We start from the raw sequence: 16,720 nt of genomic DNA on the forward strand, positions 1-16,720 counted from the left end.
ATTGGCTCTATCCCTCATGCCAGCACTTAGGTTTCAAAAGTTCTTTTTGTTTTTAGTTAAAACTTTTTATTCGCTATCCTCGTTTTTAATTCCTTTAAGCAGTGCGTAAATTGCCATTGCATGTCCTTGCCCTAAGCTAAAATCATTTTTAAGCCAGTTTACAATATCTCCAGCTTTTACTTCGGCTTTTAATTCTCCGTTTGCAGTAAATCCTTTTTGTTCAGCTAAAGTTCTAAACTCAGCTGGACCATTTCCTGTTTTTTCTTTGATTGTTTTTAGGTATCCCTGAAATGACATAAAATATAAGTTAGAAGTTAAGTGAAACGAAAATACAAATTAAAAGTAGGATTAGTATTCGGTTTTTTAATTTATTTAGTTCAACTTAAATAAAACAACGATATAAATCATAGGGTTATTTGATATAATTTACTTGACCTTTTTATAAATTTTGTACAGAAAGTAAAATATTGCTATCGCAAAAAGCAAACAAAAAAATTGCCAAGCCATCAACGTATAATCGTAATCTTTTATAACTGCATTCATAATGTCTAAAGTTTCTGTTTTTACGGTTAAAAAAATAAAGTTAAGGTGCTTTAAATGACTTTTTTATTAATTATCAAAAAAGATATTTTAGAGAGCAAATTAAGACTTTTTTTTAAATCTAATTTAAGTTTTTCAAAGTTTAAAACTTTGAAAAAGTTCTGTGGTTCAGGTTTAAAATTGCCAATATTAAAAAAAAACATTCCGTTAGGAATGTCTCATTGGTAGAAAACGAAATATTGAATTATAGTTATACGTTCCGTAGGAACGTTTGATTGGTAATGTAGGTGTGTTATTTTCGTATAACAGGTGTCCCTACAGGACACAATGCGAAACAATATTTTTTTCTACCGACAAGATATTCCTAACGGAATATTAATCATTACAATTGATGAAAATAATCCGATACAATTCGATCCGCTAGAAATGTCTGGTTGGTAAGAATTAAATTTGAATTATGTTTTTCCATTCCGTAGGAACGTTTGATTCACGATTTGAATGCTCGTTTTAAAGGAATATTAAACATTAAAAAGAAAACTTACCATCAGAGAATCTCAGAAACTTAAAACTTATTTAATTTCATGTCTCAAAAATCGTACTTTTGTTTAATAAGCAATACATTACAATTATGAGCACACTATCAAAACCAAGCCATATAGGAAGAAAAATAAGCCGAATTCGTGAACTTCGTGACATGAAGCAAGAAGCTTTGGCTCAGGCTTTAGGACTAAGCCAACAGGCAGTTTCTAATATAGAAAACAGTGAAAATGTTGATGACGAAAGACTTGCTGATGTTGCAAAAGCTTTGGGAGTAACTGTAGAAGCAATAAAGAATTTTTCGGAAGAAAGTGTGTTCAATTATTTTAATACTTTTACTGATCAAAGCGCGGGAACTTTTAACAATAATTGTACTTTCAATCCGCTAGATAAATTAATTGAAGCTTACGAAGAAAATAAAAAGCTTTACGAACGTTTGGTTCAAGCTGAAAAAGATAAAGTGGAGTATTTAGAAAAAATATTGAAGGATAAATAAGTTTTTTGTTCTTTTCGAGATTAAAAAAGAAGCCTAATGTTTTTTATTAGGCTTATACGTTACTTGAGTTATTGTTTTATTTACCTCTTGCAATTTCTACTTGTAAATCTACCCAATCCCAAAATCTATACTCATTATATTCATCCATTTCATCTATAATTTCTTTTCTCATCTTCAGAGCTTCAGCTAAATTGTCATAATAATGGACATTGAATTCTTTTAAATCTGGATGTAGTTTTTTTAGATCTGCAGGATCACTAAATTCATTTTTATTATTTGTTACAAATAACAAATCTGTGGCAATTTGATTATTTTCAATAACATATTCGATACCTCCAAAATAAATTAATGCATCTGCCATATTATTTTTGCTATTATGGAAAGGAGCTTTTTTATTTAATGCTCTATTAGCCATTTCTAGTTTTAACTTATCATTAATTGAATATTTAGTTGAATTTTTTAACAAATTTTCAACTCTATCAATATAAGCTAAGGCTAATTTTTCTTGCTCTTTTTCAAGTGTAGAATATTTTTCAAGTATATTTTTTAATGTTTCTTTTTCTGCGTTATTTAAAAAATCTCCAATTTTTAATGCTGATTTTGCATGAGTTCTAAAACTTAAAGTTACTTCGTTAACAATTTTTGATTTATTTCTGTTCCATTCTTCAATTAAAATATCGCATGTTATAATAACTGTAATTTTATTCTTTATTTGACTTTCTAGTTCATCAAGAACCTCACTAAATTTTGGTTTTGATAAATCCATCCATGCACAAGTATCTAATATTATTTTTGCCATTTTGTAATTGATTTTAATATATTATTGCCGTACTAATTAGAAATATTTTCATTACGAATGTGCACATTCTATTCTTCGGGTTCATTTGGATCAGAAACTATATTTTTATTTATAGGCTTACGCCCAATAGTTATGATTTTTTCTTTAAGTTCAGGAAACGTTTCTAATGCTTTTTTGAATTGATCTGAACTAATCAATTCATGCCAAGGACTACCATAATGTTCTTTTTCCATTACTCTAAGAGGTGCTTCTTCTAATCTATCTAGTGCAGAACTAAACAATCTTTTCTCCATATCAGGGTCGATTCTAGATGCTTCTTTTCTGTAGCCTTCGTACGCTTTTGCTACTGATGCTTTAAAAGCATAATCTTCTGATAATTTAAATCTTTGTCCAATTTGTTTTGTGGCAATCCATGCAAACCAAATGGGTGCTCCAAAACTTAATATTGATAGAAAAATTTGAAGCCAGATATGTTGGATGTTTTGCTCAGAAATAATTGCTGCATTTAAAATTTTAAATCTTTCAGCCCCTATTGAAATACCAAAGCCTAAAGCAATCATCAAACCAACGACCCAACCCCACATAGAGTAAGAAAGTTTATTCGCTCTTTGATCAAATGCTGCTGCTAAACCCTTTGTTGTGGTAATTCTATAAGCTTCTTCACATTGCGAAACTAATTTGTCTGTTTCTTCTTTTTTTAAAGCAATTAATTTGGCACTATTTTCTATTTGCTTTTGATAACTATCAATTTTTCCAAACAATTCTGCAGCATCGGTAGAAAATTTGTCTACTTTATTTCTAGCTTCTTTTAAATTTTCTAAATCTGTTGGTAAATTTTCTGCAGCTTCTGTAGCTTTTTGGATTAAATCAATTTGAGACTTCAAATCATCTTTGTCTGGTATTAATGATGTTAATTCAGATTGAATAGCACGCAACCTACGAGATAAGTCTTTAGGTAAAGCTTTTGTTTCTTGCATCACTTCCCAATTAAATAGAGGTTCTAGAACGCTATCAATCCATTTAATTAATGAAAAATAGGTTGGAGCAGCATCTTTGCCGTTACCATTAAATAGATAAGGAAGAGTTTGAGCTTTGAAAACATCAATTCGCGAAGGAATATCTTCAATAATATCTTCAAGATCTTTCTCTATTTCTAAAATTTGTGTTTTTTTAATTTTATCAGATATGTTTGTTGCTAATTCTGCTAAATCCCACCGTGTTAATGGAGGACAATTCCATCCCCAAATTTCAGCCATAGTTTGATCTCCACTATACGCAGCAGTTATTGCGGTTGATAAATCATCTAAAGCTTTTGTAATGTTAATTAATGTTTGATGCATAAAATATGATTTCTTTGGTTAATTAGTTGAATTATATTTTAAAATTTTTCAGATTTTTTTTATCGAGTAAATGTAAAATGAAATGTAAAAGAAATAATACGGAAAACCGTAATGTTAAAAATTTAGTGCTTCTAAAAAGTTTTTTAAGGGTTTTATTGCAAACGATAAACAGGATATTGCATATGCGCCTTTTCATAATAAACAGAATGCTTGTAAATCCAATCTAATTGCGCTTGGGAGTTTTTAGCAAATTCGCGGTCGTTTTGTTTTTTAGCTTCTAATTCTGCTTTCAAAGATGGGTTTTCTTTTAAAAGCTGTGCAGCAGTATCTTCAAAAATATATTCTGAGTAATGTTCTTTTTGCTGTAAAATTGGGTCGAAGAAATTCCAATTAAAGAACGAATCAACACTTTCTGGTTCAAAAGCCTCTAGAAGATATTTTACGCCTTTTTGGTTGGTTGGAACTAGATAATCTCCTTTGGCGAAAGCCATTTTAACCATTTTAGAAGTTACGGTTGTATTTCGGTGTATGTAATGTCCTTCGTAAGCAGACGGAACGGTTTTAAAATCGGCAATTCTGTAGCTTTCTACTTCTATAATCGTATCGTTTTTAATTGGTTTAAACGAAATATTATTGTTTTTCAAAAGGTCAATAATATTCCAATAGCCTCTCGGAACAATATAAGCCGTCGGAATCACGACTTCTTTAACCGATTTAAATTCTTTGATGTACGGGACGTCTTTTTTGTACGGTTTTGTTCTATCATAGTACAAACGATTTCCTGTTGTAGCGTCGCTTTTTTTGTAGCCTGCTTCGTAACCTAAAAACGAAAAAGTGGTTGCTTTTGTGCTGTCCAATTCCCATTTTAAAGTGTATGATTTTTTAGGCTGATATTGCTCTAAGTTTTTTACTCTCAATTCTTTTATCTTTAGATAATTGGCATCGGTAAAGTCCAAAGTCGATTTCATGTATTCGTAGGTCATTTTTACACGTTCGGCATATTTTTTTAGCATATGCGTTTCGACCACAAAACCAATTGTATTAAATAGGGAAGTGTAACCCGTTGTATATCGTGGACTATCCACAAATTGCCCGAAACCTTTGTCTGGCGTATCTTTAAACGAATCGACATAAGGCGTGGTTTCGATTTTTTTTTTCTGAAGATCTTTTACCAAAGCCGGCATCATTTCGTTATTCATAAAATCGCCCAAAACTGTTCCCAGTTTGTTGTGCTGAGTCATAATGTACGTTAGTTTGTATTGATAATCAGAACCGTTGCTTACGTGATTATCGATAAAAACATCAGCATTAATTTTCTGGAAAATCTCCACGAAACTTTTAGTGTTTCTGGTATCCGATTTCATTAAATCACGGTTCAGATCGTAGTTTCTTGCATTTCCTCTAAAACCATAAATTTCCGGTCCGTCTTGATTGGCGCGTGTTGTCGAATTTCGGTTTAAAGCACCGCCAATATTATAAACAGGAATGGTAACCAAAACGGTATTTTTCGGCGCTTTCATTTTTCCTGTTGCCAAATCTCTGTAGAATTGCATTGTGGCATCGATTCCGTCAGGTTCTCCCGCGTGGATTCCGTTATTTACAAACAAAACAGCTTTGGTTTTCTGAATTTTATCGAAATCAAATTCTTTGTCAGGATTAAAAGTAATCATGTGTAAAGGTTCGCCAGAATCAGTCAATCCCATTTCTTTCATTTGAATCGTTGGAAAATCATTAGCAAGCATCTTCCAGTAAGCGATAGTTTCCTGATAAGAAGCCGATTGATTTCCGTTTCCTTTCTCAAAAAACGTATCGTATTTTTTATTGTTTTGTGCAGAAATAGTTAGTGTAAGAAGTGAAAAGAGAAATGTAAAAAGTTTCATGGTTTTGGGTTTAATAGGAATCAAATATAGGATTTTTGTTTCAAGTTTCAGGTTTCAAGTTGATATGCTTTTGGGTTAATGGTTTCACGCAGATTTTCCAGATTTTAGCAGATTTATTTGATTTTTATGCTAGAGAAATCTGTTTAAATCTGCCTAAATCTTTTTTAAATCTGCGTGAAACAAAACTTTTACATTAACTAACATGAAACCTGAAACAAGAAAAACTTGAAACAACTTTTTTCCCTACTTTTGCAGCATGAAAAAACACCATTCCAACGATATACTTTCGAATTTAGGGATTCAGAACCTCAACGAAATGCAGGAAACTGCTCATGACGTTATTCTGAACGATAACAACGTTTTATTGCTTTCTCCAACAGGATCTGGAAAAACATTAGCGTTTTTACTGCCAGTTTTAGAATTATTACAGCCTGAGATTTTATCGGTTCAATGTTTGATTTTGGTTCCGTCACGCGAATTAGGGCTTCAGATCGAGCAGGTTTGGAAGAAAATGGGAACGCAGTACAAAGTTAATATTTGTTACGGCGGACATTCGATTGAAACGGAAATGAAAAACTTAAGCAATCCGCCAGCGGTTTTAATTGGAACACCTGGAAGAATTGCAGATCATATTGATAGAGAAACTTTTAGAACAGATAAAATCCAGACTTTAATTTTAGATGAGTTTGATAAATCGCTTCAATTAGGGTTTCACGAACAAATGTCTTTTATCATTGGCAGATTGCCGAAAGTCAATAAAAGAGTTTTGGTTTCGGCAACTTCAGATATTGAAATTCCGAAATATACGCGTGTGGTAAATCCGACGGTTTTAGATTTTATTCCAGAAGAAGAGGAAAAGACGAATCTTTCTATGAAAATGGTGATTTCGCCAGCAAAAGATAAATTGCAGAGTTTATTCAATTTGATTTGTTCTTTAAAATCTGAATCGGCTATTATTTTCTGTAATCATCGTGATGCAGCAGAACGCATTAGCGACACTTTAAACGAAAAAGGAATCTATTCGGTGTACTATCATGGCGGAATGGATCAGGAAGAGCGTGAGAGGGCTCTAATTCAGTTCAGAAACGGAAGTGTGACGTATTTGGTTACGACAGATTTGGCTGCTAGAGGTTTGGATATTCCTGAAATGAAACATGTTATTCATTATCATTTGCCGCTAAAAGAAGACGAGTTTACACACCGTAACGGACGTACAGCGCGTATGCAAGCAACGGGAACGGCTTATGTTATCATTCACGAAAGTGAAAAACAATTGGATTATATTGATTACGAAATGGAGGTCTTTGATGTGGAAGGAAAAGTTTCGCTTCCAAGTCCGCCTAAATTTCAAACTATTTACATCAGTGGAGGAAAGAAAACAAAACTGAACAAATTTGATATTGTCGGTTTCTTTTCTCAAAAGGGAAAACTAGAAAAAGACGATTTAGGCTTAATTGAAGTAAAAGATTTTGTTTCGTTTGCAGCTGTAAAATACAATAAAGTAAAAGATCTTTTGAAAAATATTAAAGATGAAAAAATGAAAGGCAAGAAGTTTAAAATCGAAGTTGCCCGCAATGTCATCAAGAAAGAAGAAGACGAGAAGAAAGGGAAGTACTGATTCTAGATAATGAGAGGAAAGATGAAAGAATCAAGATTTTAAAGATCGTGAATCGAGAAGCAAGACATTAGATGTAAAGATTGGAATTTGAAATTTTTTATTTGAAGTTTATTTATTTGTATTTCAGTGAATTAAGGATGCGTAATTAAGTTTTACAATTTTATCTTAAAAAAATAATGATTTGATAGGTGTTTTTTCAATAATTCTATGTTTTTTTGCTACAGTAAAATTGTAACCCCAAATTCAGTATGAAAAACATTATTACCCTTGCAGCTATGTTATTTAGCTTTGTTTCGTTTGCACAAGTAAAGGTTCTTGAAACTGTTCCTGTTGAGAAATTAGGGAAAGTAAATAACAATTACATCCAAAAAATTGGAGATGAGTACACGGTGTATTACACAATTATCCAAAGCGATGAGGATTCTTCTAACTTAAGAAAGTTCTCATTCAAAAACATCGATAATGCATACAACAATCTTTATAACATTATCGTAGGAGGATTTACTGCAACGCCTTTGTATGATATCAAATTAGAATTGCCAAACAATTACATTTGGTTGCACTACACAGGAAACGTAGTTCCAGACAAAGCAACTGTACAATTTATGGTTTCTAGCAAAGAAAGAGATGCTGATACAAATAACGTTTCTGAGCCTTTCGTAAAAGATCAAATCAATAAATTATTCCAAAAGTAATTTTCTGCGAGAAATAAATATTAAAAAGCCCGTTCTGCCTTACGAACGGGCTTTTTTTATGTTTTAAGTTTCAAGTTTGATAAACTTTATCTTTAATTTTATCGCAATCCCAATAGCTATCGGGAGCCAAGTTTTTTATTTATGGAATCTTTTAAAAAGCGCAAAGTTCGCAAAGCTTTGTGGATAAAACTTTGCGAACTTTGCGTAAATCATTGTGTGCTTTGCGGTTAAATTGTTAGTGTTCAAAAAAAAACTTAGAATCTTAGCATCTCAGAACCTTAGCAACTTAAAAAAAATTAAATCTTCTTAACGTATTGCGTAATAATCACAATCTGCTGTCCGTCAACTTTTCCTTCAATGTATTCAGCGTTTTCGTGATCTAAACGAATGTTTCTCACAGCAGTTCCTTGTTTGGCAACCATGCTTGATCCTTTTACTTTAAGATCTTTGATTAAAACTACAGAATCTCCGTGCTGTAAAATCACTCCATTACTGTCTTTGTGAACTAATTTATTTTCGTCATCTTCGCCTTCTCCTGTTGCTTTTGCCCATTCTAGCGTTTCGTCGTCTAGGTACATCATGTCAAGCAATTCTTGTGGCCATCCTGCAGCGCGCATACGGCTAAGCATTCTCCAAGCTACAACTTGAACAGGAATATTTTCGTTCCACATGCTATCGTTAAGGCATCTCCAGTGATTTAAATCTACATTGTCTGGATTTTCAATTTGGTCAATGCAAGTGTTACAGGCTAATATTGCTTCATCAATTCCACCTTTTCTAGTAGGAAGGACTTGATAAACTTTTAAATTCTCTTCATTACCGCAAAGTTCGCATTTTGACCCGCTCCGTTTGCTTAATTCTCTCTCGATACTCATTGTTTGGTGTTTGTTTTAAAAATGCGAAATTACTTATAATTTGCTTCGCTGGCAAGTTTATGGTTTGTTGTTTGTTGTGTTATTTTTTTATCCTTACCGCATCTGGAACCAGCATCTCATATTCGCCACCATGACGCAATACATCGCGTACAATGCTCGAACTGATAAATGAAGTGCTTGCAGCTGTAAGCAAGAAAACGGTTTCTATTTTAGACAGTTTTCTATTGGTGTGTGCAATCGCTTTTTCGAATTCGAAATCGGCTGGGTTACGAAGACCTCTTAGAATGAAATTGGCTTTTTCTTTTTTCGCCAAATCAATCGTTAAGCCTTCGTAAGTGATAACCGAAACTTTTGGTTCGTCTTTGAAGGTTTCTTCTATAAAGCGTTTTCTTTCTTCTAATGAAAACATGTATTTTTTTTCGGCATTGACACCAATAGCAATCACAATTTCGTCAAATAAAGGAATTCCTCTTTTGATAATGTCTTCGTGTCCTAAAGTAATTGGGTCAAATGATCCTGGGAATATGGCTTTTCGCATTTTTTTTCTTTTTTAAGGTTCAAAGCTACAAAGGCACAAAGGCGCAAAGTATTTTGATGACTTAGATTTCGTTCAGTCTGAGAGTTATGTTATAAAAAATAAGGTTCTGAAATCTTAGTAACTTAGAATCTCAGAACCTTAGTATCTTTAAGCTAAAGCTAACTCAATTGCATTTGTAAATAAATCTTCTAGAGAAATTCCAGCCGCTTTTGCTTGTTGCGGAATCAAACTTTCTGTTGTTAAACCCGGAATGGTGTTCATTTCAAGCATGTGCGGTTCGCCGTTTACAATGATGAATTCGCTTCTAGAAAAACCTCTCATTTTTAAAACTTCGTAGGCACGTTTTGCAGTTTCTGATACTTTTTTAGTTAATTCGTCAGAGATTCTTGCAGGCGTGATTTCTTGCGATTTTCCTTCGTATTTGGCTTCATAATCGAAGAAATCGTTGTCTGATACAATTTCTGTAATTGGTAAAACGATAATTTCGCCTTTGTAATTGATAACTCCCACAGAAACTTCAGTTCCGTCAAGGAAGCTTTCAATGATGATTTCGTTATCTTCTTTATATGCCACTTCAATTGCAATTGGCAATTCAGCTTCGGTTTTTACTTTTGAAATTCCGAAACTAGAACCTGCTTTGTTTGGTTTTACGAAACATGGCAAACCAACTTTTTTGACGATTTCTGCTGTATTGATTTCGTCTCCTTTGTTCAAATAATAAGAAATTGCCGTTTTTATTCCGTAAGGTTTTAAAACAGATAATAAATCTCTTTTATTGAATGTTAATGCAGATTGGTAATAATCACAAGAAGATTGTGGCATTCCGATTAATTCGAAATAGGCTTGCATTAATCCGTCTTCGCCTGGAGTTCCGTGGATGGCGTTGAAAACACAGTCAAACGTGATTTTTTGACCGTTTACCGTTACTGAAAAATCATTTCTATCTATTGGAAATTCGGCTTCATTTTCGTCTACATAAACCCATTTTTCTTTGAAAATGTGAATACGGAATCCGTTGTATTTTGTTTTGTCAAGATATTGATACACGACATTCCCGCTGATTAATGATATTTTGTATTCGCTGGAATAGCCGCCCATGATGATGGCAATGTTTTTCATGTTTTTTTTCAGGTTTTAATTTGTTTCAAGTTTCAGGTTTGCCGTAAATCGTTTAAATCTGTTTTGAAACTTTATTTGATATATGATTTTTTAATAAATAACGTTCTTATGAAACTGAGTGCCCTAGCCCTGATAGGAGCGGCATCCTTTTGTGCCGGGGTTCGGCGCAAAAGATACAGCGGAGAGCAGGAAATAGCTCCTGAAAATTATCCTTCGCGTTTGCTCTGGATGACAATCACGGCACTTTCTTGTTTTAAACAAAATTATCATTTTTTTTGAAACGAAATACTTTATCTTTGTCGCTATTAAAAATAAATTTATGAGTTTACGTCAGTATTTAACAAGCCGAGTTTTTTTCTTGCAATTGCTTGCGGCCGCAGCTATAATCGCGGTTATTGGTTATTTATTCATGCATTGGTTAACTTTTACGACAGACCACGGACACGAAATTGCGGTGCCGAATTTGTCTAAATTGACTGAGGAACAAGTGGAAAATAAATTGGACGAATTGGATTTGGATTACGTTCTATTGGATAGTGTTGATTACAGAAGTGAATACCCAAAATATAGTGTTGTTGAGCAAGATCCGTTGCCTGGAACGATGGTAAAAGTGGGTAGAAAAATTTATATCAAGATTAATGCTTCTGGTTTTTCTTCTGTGAAAATTCCAGATCTGATCGAGAAAACTTATCGTGAAGCGGTGCCAACGTTGAAAGCGTTAGGTCTTGAGCCGGGAACGATTACGTATATTCCGAATCTTGGAAAAGATATGGTTTTGGAAATGCGTTTAAAAGGAAGAAACTTAAAAGTTGGAGATAGAGTGCTTAAAGCTTCTAAAATTGATTTGGTTTTAGGAGACGGAAAAGCAAGTTATGTAGATGAAAGTCAGGCGACAGACAGTACTGCGGTGCCTGCAGAAACCCCAAGTGATGAACAATAATATTGAAGAAAATTTAGATCTGGAGGACGAATTATTTGAGCACTACAGATTTGAAGTCCCAAAAGGTCAAGCGTTTTTGCGTATTGACAAATATTTAATGTATTTGATTCCGAATGCCACGCGAAATAAGATTCAGAACGCGGCAACTAATGGAAACATTTTTGTGAATGATATTCCCGTAAAATCAAATTACAAAGTAAAACCTTTTGATGTGATAACGGTTATGTTGTCGCATCCTCCGTTTGAGAATAGAGTAGATCCAGAAGATATTCCGTTGGATATTGTTTATGAGGATGACGCTTTATTGCTTATCAATAAACCACCAGGATTGGTTGTGCATCCGGGTCACGGAAATTATACTGGAACTTTGGTGAATGCTTTGGCATTTCATTTTGAAAATCTGCCAATGAACAGCAGCGAGCGACCAGGTTTGGTTCACCGAATTGATAAAGACACTTCTGGTCTTTTGGTTGTGGCCAAAACGGAAGTTGCTATGACGCATTTAGCAAAGCAATTTGAAGCTAAAACTACCGAACGGGAGTATATTGCTCTAGTTTGGGGAAATGTTGTGGCAGACAGCGGTACAATTGAAGGAAACTTAGCGAGACATTTGAAAGACAGAATGCAAATGGCAGTTTTTGATGATCCAGAAATTGGAAAACCTGCTATTACGCATTATAAAGTTTTGGAGCGTTTTGGTTACGTTACTCTTATTTCTTGTAGACTAGAAACAGGAAGAACGCACCAGATTCGTGCGCATATGAAACATATTGGTCATCCGTTATTTAATGATGAGCGTTACGGCGGTCATTTGATTTTGAAAGGAACGACTTTTACAAAATACAAACAGTTTATAGAGAATTGTTTTAAAGCTTTACCACGTCAGGCGTTACACGCTAAAACGCTTGGATTTGTTCACCCAAATACGGGAGAATTAATGCGTTTTGATACAGAATTGCCTCAGGATTTTCAGGATTGTATTGAGAAATGGCGTAATTATGTGAAGTCGCATAATGTTGAAGATGAAAGTTAATTAGATAATTTGTCAATTAGAAAATTAGATAATTCTTATATTAAAAAAAGCTCCCAAAAGGAGCTTTTTTTGTTTTAACCATTAGTGTCGTTCCAATATTCTGTAGAGGCGCACTGCAGTGCGTCTTACGTATTGTGGATATTCGTTGTAGAGACGCACTGCAGTGCGCCTCTACTTAAATACTTTGCATTCTAATTGGGCACATTGTCTAATTTTCTAATTGACAAATTATCTAATTTAATTCTGAATATATTTAATACTTAAATCTGTTATTTTGACTTCTCCGTTGGTTATGAAACCTAGTTTTCCTTTTTGATTTAGATTGCTTTTCTCGAGTAAACATTCTAAAGTTGTTTTATCATCAACAGAAAATGATAATTGGTTGTTTACGACTTTAATTTTTACAGCATACCATTTGTTGTTTTCTAATTGCATTGGCTTTCTAAATAAGGTTTTTCCGCCTCGTTTGCCATACGAATCGTCTTTTTTATCATAAACTCCGTCACCAATTACAATGTTTTGATCAATTTGATACAAATATGTTCTAATGTATTTTCCTTTATCTAAATTGAGCATGATTTCGAATAAAGATTCATTTGTCATATTGACTTTCAAATCGATTTCATAATTCGCTGGAAGCTGTTTTTTTGAAACCAAAACGCCCCATGGCGAAAGAGAACCTTTTCCTGTAAGAGTATCTTTTTTTAGAATCCATTCTTTAGAATTAATTGTCCAATCTGATTTTAGCTCTTTTGAATTGTTTAAAGTATATTCCTTTTTTACTGTTGAAATGGTGCTTGAACACGAAATCAATATGAATTGTAAAAGAAGAAATACTGCAAATTTTGTTTTCATTTAATTTAATTCTGAGTGATATTTTATTTTTCCGAGTGAACCTGTTTCTGAAGGCAAAAGTTCGAAAACAGAAGTAGGAGCAAGGCCTTGTTCGATTCGGTGTGAAACATAAATTATAGAAACATTGGTTTCTTGTTTTATGGTGTTGATAAGCTGAGTAACTAAATCTACATTTTCGTCATCTAAACCTTCTACTGGTTCATCTAAAATCAATAATGGCGGATGTTTTAAAACGGCACGAACAATTAATGCCACGCGCTGTTGCCCGATAGAAAGGTCTATAAAACGCTTTTTTCTTAGATGTGTCATTTCGATCACTTCAAGCCATTGCGTCACGATGTTTTTTTGATGTGTTGTTGGCTCTGTATACAATCCGATTTGGTCAAAAAATCCTGAGAGAATCATTTGCTCTAATGTATGTCCTTTTTGAAACAAATCCATCATAGAAGTGGTGTAAATTCCGATTTGTTTTTTAATATCCCAAACACTTTCTCCAGTTCCTTTTTTTCTTCCAAATAAGAATAAATTCTGTCCAAAACCTTTCGGATTGTCTCCTGTAATCAAAGATAAAATGGTGCTTTTTCCAGATCCGTTTGGACCGACTAACTGCCAGAATTCGCCTTGTTTGATGGTCCAAGAAATGTTGTTCAGGATTTTTCTTTCTTCATAGCTTACCGAAACATTTTCGAGTCTGATTAATTCATTTTCAAGAAAAGTATGAGTTTCTGTTGCTTTTGGAATTGCAGTTGTATTTAATGTTTTGAAATGATTTTCGGCTTTTTTAAATGGATGTAATTCGAATGTATTGTCTTTAATTTGAGCTTTATTGGGTACAAATTCAAGAACGTCAACAGTACGGTTTAAAAGCTGAATAATCGCAATATCATTTGTCAAATCTTTTAACGAATCGGCTAAAACTACTCGTGAAGCTTGATCCAAATGATCAAATGGGTTGTCAAAAATAATGTAATCTGGTTTTTGATTGATACAGTATTTTAAAAACTCTTTTTTGCGTTCGCCAGAAGAAAAAGTTCGAAGTTGTCTGTGCGAATCTGGAGAAGCTTCCACGCTGTCGTACTGAAACTCTTTCTCGATGAATTTTTCGATCGCTATATCAGAAAACAGTATTCCTTTTTGATTGTTAAAAATGGCTAATTCTCCAATTGCTTCGCCATTTAATATATTGTCTATTAATTTCTTTTTATTTACCTGATTTGATAAAAGTATATCCCAGTGTTGCATTGTAATTTTTATTTGCATTGTTCTTTTTTGCCACAGGTTAAAAGGATTAAAAAAGATTAATCATTCGAATTTTTTTAATCTGTGGCAAACAATATATTTTATTCTATTTTTTGTGTTGCTATTTCGCGGTCATTTCTTGACCATTCGCTCCAAGAGCCAGCATATAATTTCGGAATTGGAAGTCCCGCGTAATCCATTGCCAATAAGGTATGGCAGGCTGTGACTCCAGAGCCGCAATGAACGATTGTGTTTTCAGGTTTTATATCTTTCAAAATAGCTTTATACTTTTCAGCCAATTCATCAGCTGGTTTAAAGAATCCGTTTTCATCCAGATTTTCAGTTAACGGAACGTTGATAGCTCCAGGAATATGTCCTGCAACTAAATCTAGCGGTTCTGTTAAACCATCATATCTGTTTTTGTCACGAACATCGATTACGATATTTTGATTGTTTTTACGAGCTTTTTCGACTTCTTCTATATCCGCTAAAGCTAATTTCCATTCTTGAGAAGGATAAACTGTTTTTTCAAAAGTTTCAATTCCAGAATTGGTTGGGAAACCTGCTTGAATTGCCGCTGGATAACCGCCATTTAAAACTTGAATTTTTTCATGTCCAATCGCACGCATCATCCACCAGAATCGAGCGGCGAAATTGGAACCGTTTTTATCATCGTAAACCACAACATGATCTGAAGGTGAAATTCCTAAAGAAGAAAGTGTTTTTGAAAATTCTTCTGGAGATGGCAGGGGATGTCTTCCGCCATTGGCTGGATTTTCTGGAATTGCAGCCAAATCGCGATTTAAATCGACAAAACGTGCGGCTTTTAAATGTTCTTTTTGATAATTTTCAAATGTATTCGTGCCAGCTCTAGCATCGATTAAAATGATTTTAGAATTGGCAATTAATTCTTGAGCTGTAATTAAGGGTGAAAGTGTAGCAGACATTTTTATTTTTTCTTAGAATTGCCAAGCCAAAGCAAAGCATTCAAAATTAATTGACTTTGTGTTTTGTTTTCAAAGGAGTACGATAAGGTTTTGTTTGTTCCGCCTTCATAATCAATATCATTATGTCCCATATTTACGTACAGCATTTTGTATTTCTTGTTTGTCCAAACTACAGGATAGTAACCGCTGTGCCAAATTTCATGAGCTTTTGGACCCGTTCCTAAAGGAAAACTAGATTCGTCTATTGCCAATAAAATTTCAATGTCTGGATTTTTGGTTAAATCATTCGACCATCTGTACCATTCGTTTGGAGCAGAAGAAAAGGTTTTAGGTAGATTTTTGGTCACAGGATGCTGATTTTCTACTCTTAAAACTGCCGAAGTCGGTTTCCAAGTATTGCTTCCGTATTCGCCAGAACCTAAAAAAGTATTGTGATACCAGTCCCAATCTTGATTGTAACTTGAATTGTTTAAAGCAAATGCTGAGAAGTGAAATCCGATGAAACCGCCACCATTTTCCATATATTTCTGGAAAGCTTCGCGCTGTTCTTTTTTTTCTGGACGTGTGTCTAGAAATAAAACAACTTGATATTTTGCCAAAAACTTAGCGTTTAAATTGTCCCAATTGCTGGTAGAATCATACTGAAAACGATTTTTTTCAGCTAACTTCGGAAAGTATTTATTGGCTTCATGCACAAAACTGATATGTGCCTGATCATTTTTTGCGGTATAAAAAGCAATAACTTTAAATTTTGGATTCTCTTTTTTCTTTTGCGAAAAGGCAAATAGAGAAAAGGTTAAAAGGAAAACTAAAATGCTTCTTTTAAAAAAGGTTTGGTGGTTTTGGTTAAAAATAGTCATGAATGGTTAAGGAATTATACAGGAATTTTTTCGATTAAAATTTCATGTTCCGATTTGTCAAAATAAGTGCAAGTCATTTCAACTATATCAACACGCCATTTTGCAATTCCGGCTTGTGCACAGTGATTGCAGAAAGTCATATAATCGGTTTCGCCATGCTGGTGTTTTACCAAATTTTCTATAAAAAGTTCTTTGTTCGGAAAATCAGCAACTTTAATTTCGGGATATTTTTCTTCAGCTGCGGCTGTGTAATTATTTAATCCGTAGTAAACAACGCTTCCGTCATGCACAAAAGTGTCATAACCTTTAACGCCAAGGATTATTAAATCCTGAATATAATTTGGAAAATCCGCACCCGTTTTTACTTTTGAATGGGCTTCTTTTATTTGTTCTATTGTAAACATATTTT

Annotated in this window: 17 protein-coding genes; 5 read left to right on the top strand and 12 right to left on the bottom strand. The window is 33.6% G+C overall.

Annotated elements, in window-relative coordinates; all coding sequences use genetic code 11:
- Positions 1-66 precede the first annotated feature (66 nt).
- Positions 67-297, bottom strand: a complete 231-nt coding sequence (locus tag ACNRYB_RS12900) for a DUF4287 domain-containing protein (RefSeq protein ID WP_129748590.1) — start codon at positions 295-297, stop codon at positions 67-69.
- Between the two features lie 871 nt (positions 298-1,168).
- On the opposite strand from ACNRYB_RS12900, the gene ACNRYB_RS12905 reads away from it, so the two are divergent.
- Positions 1,169-1,573 (top strand): helix-turn-helix domain-containing protein, encoded by a 405-nt coding sequence (locus ACNRYB_RS12905; RefSeq protein WP_129748591.1) that lies wholly within the window; start codon positions 1,169-1,171, stop codon positions 1,571-1,573.
- A 76-nt stretch (positions 1,574-1,649) separates the two neighbouring features.
- Here the strand turns inward: ACNRYB_RS12905 and ACNRYB_RS12910 are convergent, their stop codons facing one another.
- The 3 genes from ACNRYB_RS12910 to ACNRYB_RS12920 form a co-directional block, all read right to left on the bottom strand.
- Positions 1,650-2,372 carry a PIN domain-containing protein gene (locus tag ACNRYB_RS12910; RefSeq protein ID WP_473727484.1) on the bottom strand — a complete coding sequence of 241 codons (723 nt, stop codon included), beginning with the start codon at positions 2,370-2,372 and terminating at the stop codon, positions 1,650-1,652.
- A 68-nt stretch (positions 2,373-2,440) separates the two neighbouring features.
- Positions 2,441-3,712, bottom strand: coding sequence for a hypothetical protein (locus tag ACNRYB_RS12915; RefSeq protein ID WP_473727485.1), 1,272 nt, complete (start codon positions 3,710-3,712; stop codon positions 2,441-2,443).
- Positions 3,713-3,864: 152 nt separating this feature from the next.
- Positions 3,865-5,592, bottom strand: coding sequence for a M14 family metallopeptidase (locus ACNRYB_RS12920; protein ID WP_473727486.1), 1,728 nt, complete (start codon positions 5,590-5,592; stop codon positions 3,865-3,867).
- Positions 5,593-5,848: 256 nt separating this feature from the next.
- Between ACNRYB_RS12920 and ACNRYB_RS12925 the strand changes: the two genes are divergently transcribed.
- Both ACNRYB_RS12925 and ACNRYB_RS12930 read left to right on the top strand, forming a co-directional pair.
- Positions 5,849-7,210, top strand: coding sequence for a DEAD/DEAH box helicase (locus tag ACNRYB_RS12925; protein ID WP_473727487.1), 1,362 nt, complete (start codon positions 5,849-5,851; stop codon positions 7,208-7,210).
- A gap of 248 nt (positions 7,211-7,458) precedes the next feature.
- Complete coding sequence (locus ACNRYB_RS12930) at positions 7,459-7,905, top strand: hypothetical protein (RefSeq protein ID WP_129748594.1); 447 nt, start codon at positions 7,459-7,461, stop codon at positions 7,903-7,905.
- A 296-nt stretch (positions 7,906-8,201) separates the two neighbouring features.
- On the opposite strand, the gene ACNRYB_RS12935 is transcribed toward ACNRYB_RS12930, so the two are convergent.
- From ACNRYB_RS12935 to ACNRYB_RS12945, 3 genes are all read right to left on the bottom strand, one after another.
- Complete coding sequence (locus ACNRYB_RS12935) at positions 8,202-8,780, bottom strand: PhnA domain-containing protein (protein WP_129748595.1); 579 nt, start codon at positions 8,778-8,780, stop codon at positions 8,202-8,204.
- 79 nt (positions 8,781-8,859) lie between these two features.
- Positions 8,860-9,318, bottom strand: a complete 459-nt coding sequence (coaD, locus tag ACNRYB_RS12940; protein ID WP_129748596.1) for a pantetheine-phosphate adenylyltransferase — start codon at positions 9,316-9,318, stop codon at positions 8,860-8,862.
- 147 nt (positions 9,319-9,465) lie between these two features.
- On the bottom strand, positions 9,466-10,437 hold the full coding sequence (locus ACNRYB_RS12945) for a D-alanine--D-alanine ligase (RefSeq protein ID WP_473727488.1): 972 nt from the start codon (positions 10,435-10,437) through the stop codon (positions 9,466-9,468).
- Positions 10,438-10,756: 319 nt separating this feature from the next.
- Here ACNRYB_RS12945 and ACNRYB_RS12950 point away from each other — a divergent pair, with 319 nt between their 5' ends.
- Together ACNRYB_RS12950 and ACNRYB_RS12955 are read left to right on the top strand one after the other, a co-directional pair.
- Positions 10,757-11,377: a PASTA domain-containing protein gene (locus tag ACNRYB_RS12950; protein ID WP_111377081.1), complete on the top strand. Its 621-nt coding sequence runs from the start codon at positions 10,757-10,759 to the stop codon at positions 11,375-11,377.
- The gene (locus ACNRYB_RS12955; protein WP_473727489.1) at positions 11,367-12,410 is read left to right on the top strand and encodes an RluA family pseudouridine synthase; all 1,044 of its coding nucleotides are present in this window, start codon (positions 11,367-11,369) and stop codon (positions 12,408-12,410) included. Before ACNRYB_RS12950 ends, ACNRYB_RS12955 begins: the two co-directional genes overlap by 11 nt.
- Before the next feature lie 237 nt (positions 12,411-12,647).
- Here the strand turns inward: ACNRYB_RS12955 and ACNRYB_RS12960 are convergent, their stop codons facing one another.
- The 5 genes from ACNRYB_RS12960 to ACNRYB_RS12980 all read right to left on the bottom strand — a co-directional run bounded on the left by ACNRYB_RS12960 (position 12,648) and on the right by ACNRYB_RS12980 (position 16,715).
- Entirely contained in the window at positions 12,648-13,265 is a 618-nt protein-coding gene (locus ACNRYB_RS12960; protein ID WP_473727490.1) for a 3-keto-alpha-glucoside-1,2-lyase-like domain-containing protein, read from the bottom strand.
- Positions 13,266-14,507, bottom strand: a complete 1,242-nt coding sequence (locus ACNRYB_RS12965; RefSeq protein WP_473727491.1) for an ATP-binding cassette domain-containing protein — start codon at positions 14,505-14,507, stop codon at positions 13,266-13,268.
- Between the two features lie 98 nt (positions 14,508-14,605).
- Positions 14,606-15,451, bottom strand: a complete 846-nt coding sequence (locus ACNRYB_RS12970; RefSeq protein WP_473727492.1) for a sulfurtransferase — start codon at positions 15,449-15,451, stop codon at positions 14,606-14,608.
- Between the two features lie 2 nt (positions 15,452-15,453).
- Positions 15,454-16,311: a ThuA domain-containing protein gene (locus ACNRYB_RS12975; protein WP_473727493.1), complete on the bottom strand. Its 858-nt coding sequence runs from the start codon at positions 16,309-16,311 to the stop codon at positions 15,454-15,456.
- 14 nt (positions 16,312-16,325) lie between these two features.
- Complete coding sequence (locus tag ACNRYB_RS12980; RefSeq protein WP_119793713.1) at positions 16,326-16,715, bottom strand: DUF1398 domain-containing protein; 390 nt, start codon at positions 16,713-16,715, stop codon at positions 16,326-16,328.
- Between the last annotated feature and the right edge of the window lie 5 nt (positions 16,716-16,720).

The organism is Flavobacterium sp. CR10 (genome assembly GCF_055814415.1).

What these genes read in the sequence shown, in the direction of transcription:
- ACNRYB_RS12900 (WP_129748590.1), bottom strand. Translation starts at nt 297, where the DNA reads ATGTCATTTCAGGGATACCTAAAAACAATCAAAGAAAAAACAGGAAAT.
- ACNRYB_RS12980 (WP_119793713.1), bottom strand. Translation starts at nt 16,715, where the DNA reads ATGTTTACAATAGAACAAATAAAAGAAGCCCATTCAAAAGTAAAAACG.
- ACNRYB_RS12915 (WP_473727485.1), bottom strand. Translation starts at nt 3,712, where the DNA reads ATGCATCAAACATTAATTAACATTACAAAAGCTTTAGATGATTTATCA.
- ACNRYB_RS12925 (WP_473727487.1), top strand. Translation starts at nt 5,849, where the DNA reads ATGAAAAAACACCATTCCAACGATATACTTTCGAATTTAGGGATTCAG.
- ACNRYB_RS12970 (WP_473727492.1), bottom strand. Translation starts at nt 15,451, where the DNA reads ATGTCTGCTACACTTTCACCCTTAATTACAGCTCAAGAATTAATTGCC.
- ACNRYB_RS12905 (WP_129748591.1), top strand. Translation starts at nt 1,169, where the DNA reads ATGAGCACACTATCAAAACCAAGCCATATAGGAAGAAAAATAAGCCGA.
- ACNRYB_RS12965 (WP_473727491.1), bottom strand. Translation starts at nt 14,507, where the DNA reads ATGCAACACTGGGATATACTTTTATCAAATCAGGTAAATAAAAAGAAA.
- ACNRYB_RS12975 (WP_473727493.1), bottom strand. Translation starts at nt 16,311, where the DNA reads ATGACTATTTTTAACCAAAACCACCAAACCTTTTTTAAAAGAAGCATT.
- coaD (WP_129748596.1), bottom strand. Translation starts at nt 9,318, where the DNA reads ATGCGAAAAGCCATATTCCCAGGATCATTTGACCCAATTACTTTAGGA.
- ACNRYB_RS12935 (WP_129748595.1), bottom strand. Translation starts at nt 8,780, where the DNA reads ATGAGTATCGAGAGAGAATTAAGCAAACGGAGCGGGTCAAAATGCGAA.
- ACNRYB_RS12930 (WP_129748594.1), top strand. Translation starts at nt 7,459, where the DNA reads ATGAAAAACATTATTACCCTTGCAGCTATGTTATTTAGCTTTGTTTCG.
- ACNRYB_RS12950 (WP_111377081.1), top strand. Translation starts at nt 10,757, where the DNA reads ATGAGTTTACGTCAGTATTTAACAAGCCGAGTTTTTTTCTTGCAATTG.
- ACNRYB_RS12955 (WP_473727489.1), top strand. Translation starts at nt 11,367, where the DNA reads ATGAACAATAATATTGAAGAAAATTTAGATCTGGAGGACGAATTATTT.
- ACNRYB_RS12945 (WP_473727488.1), bottom strand. Translation starts at nt 10,437, where the DNA reads ATGAAAAACATTGCCATCATCATGGGCGGCTATTCCAGCGAATACAAA.
- ACNRYB_RS12960 (WP_473727490.1), bottom strand. Translation starts at nt 13,265, where the DNA reads ATGAAAACAAAATTTGCAGTATTTCTTCTTTTACAATTCATATTGATT.
- ACNRYB_RS12910 (WP_473727484.1), bottom strand. Translation starts at nt 2,372, where the DNA reads ATGGCAAAAATAATATTAGATACTTGTGCATGGATGGATTTATCAAAA.
- ACNRYB_RS12920 (WP_473727486.1), bottom strand. Translation starts at nt 5,592, where the DNA reads ATGAAACTTTTTACATTTCTCTTTTCACTTCTTACACTAACTATTTCT.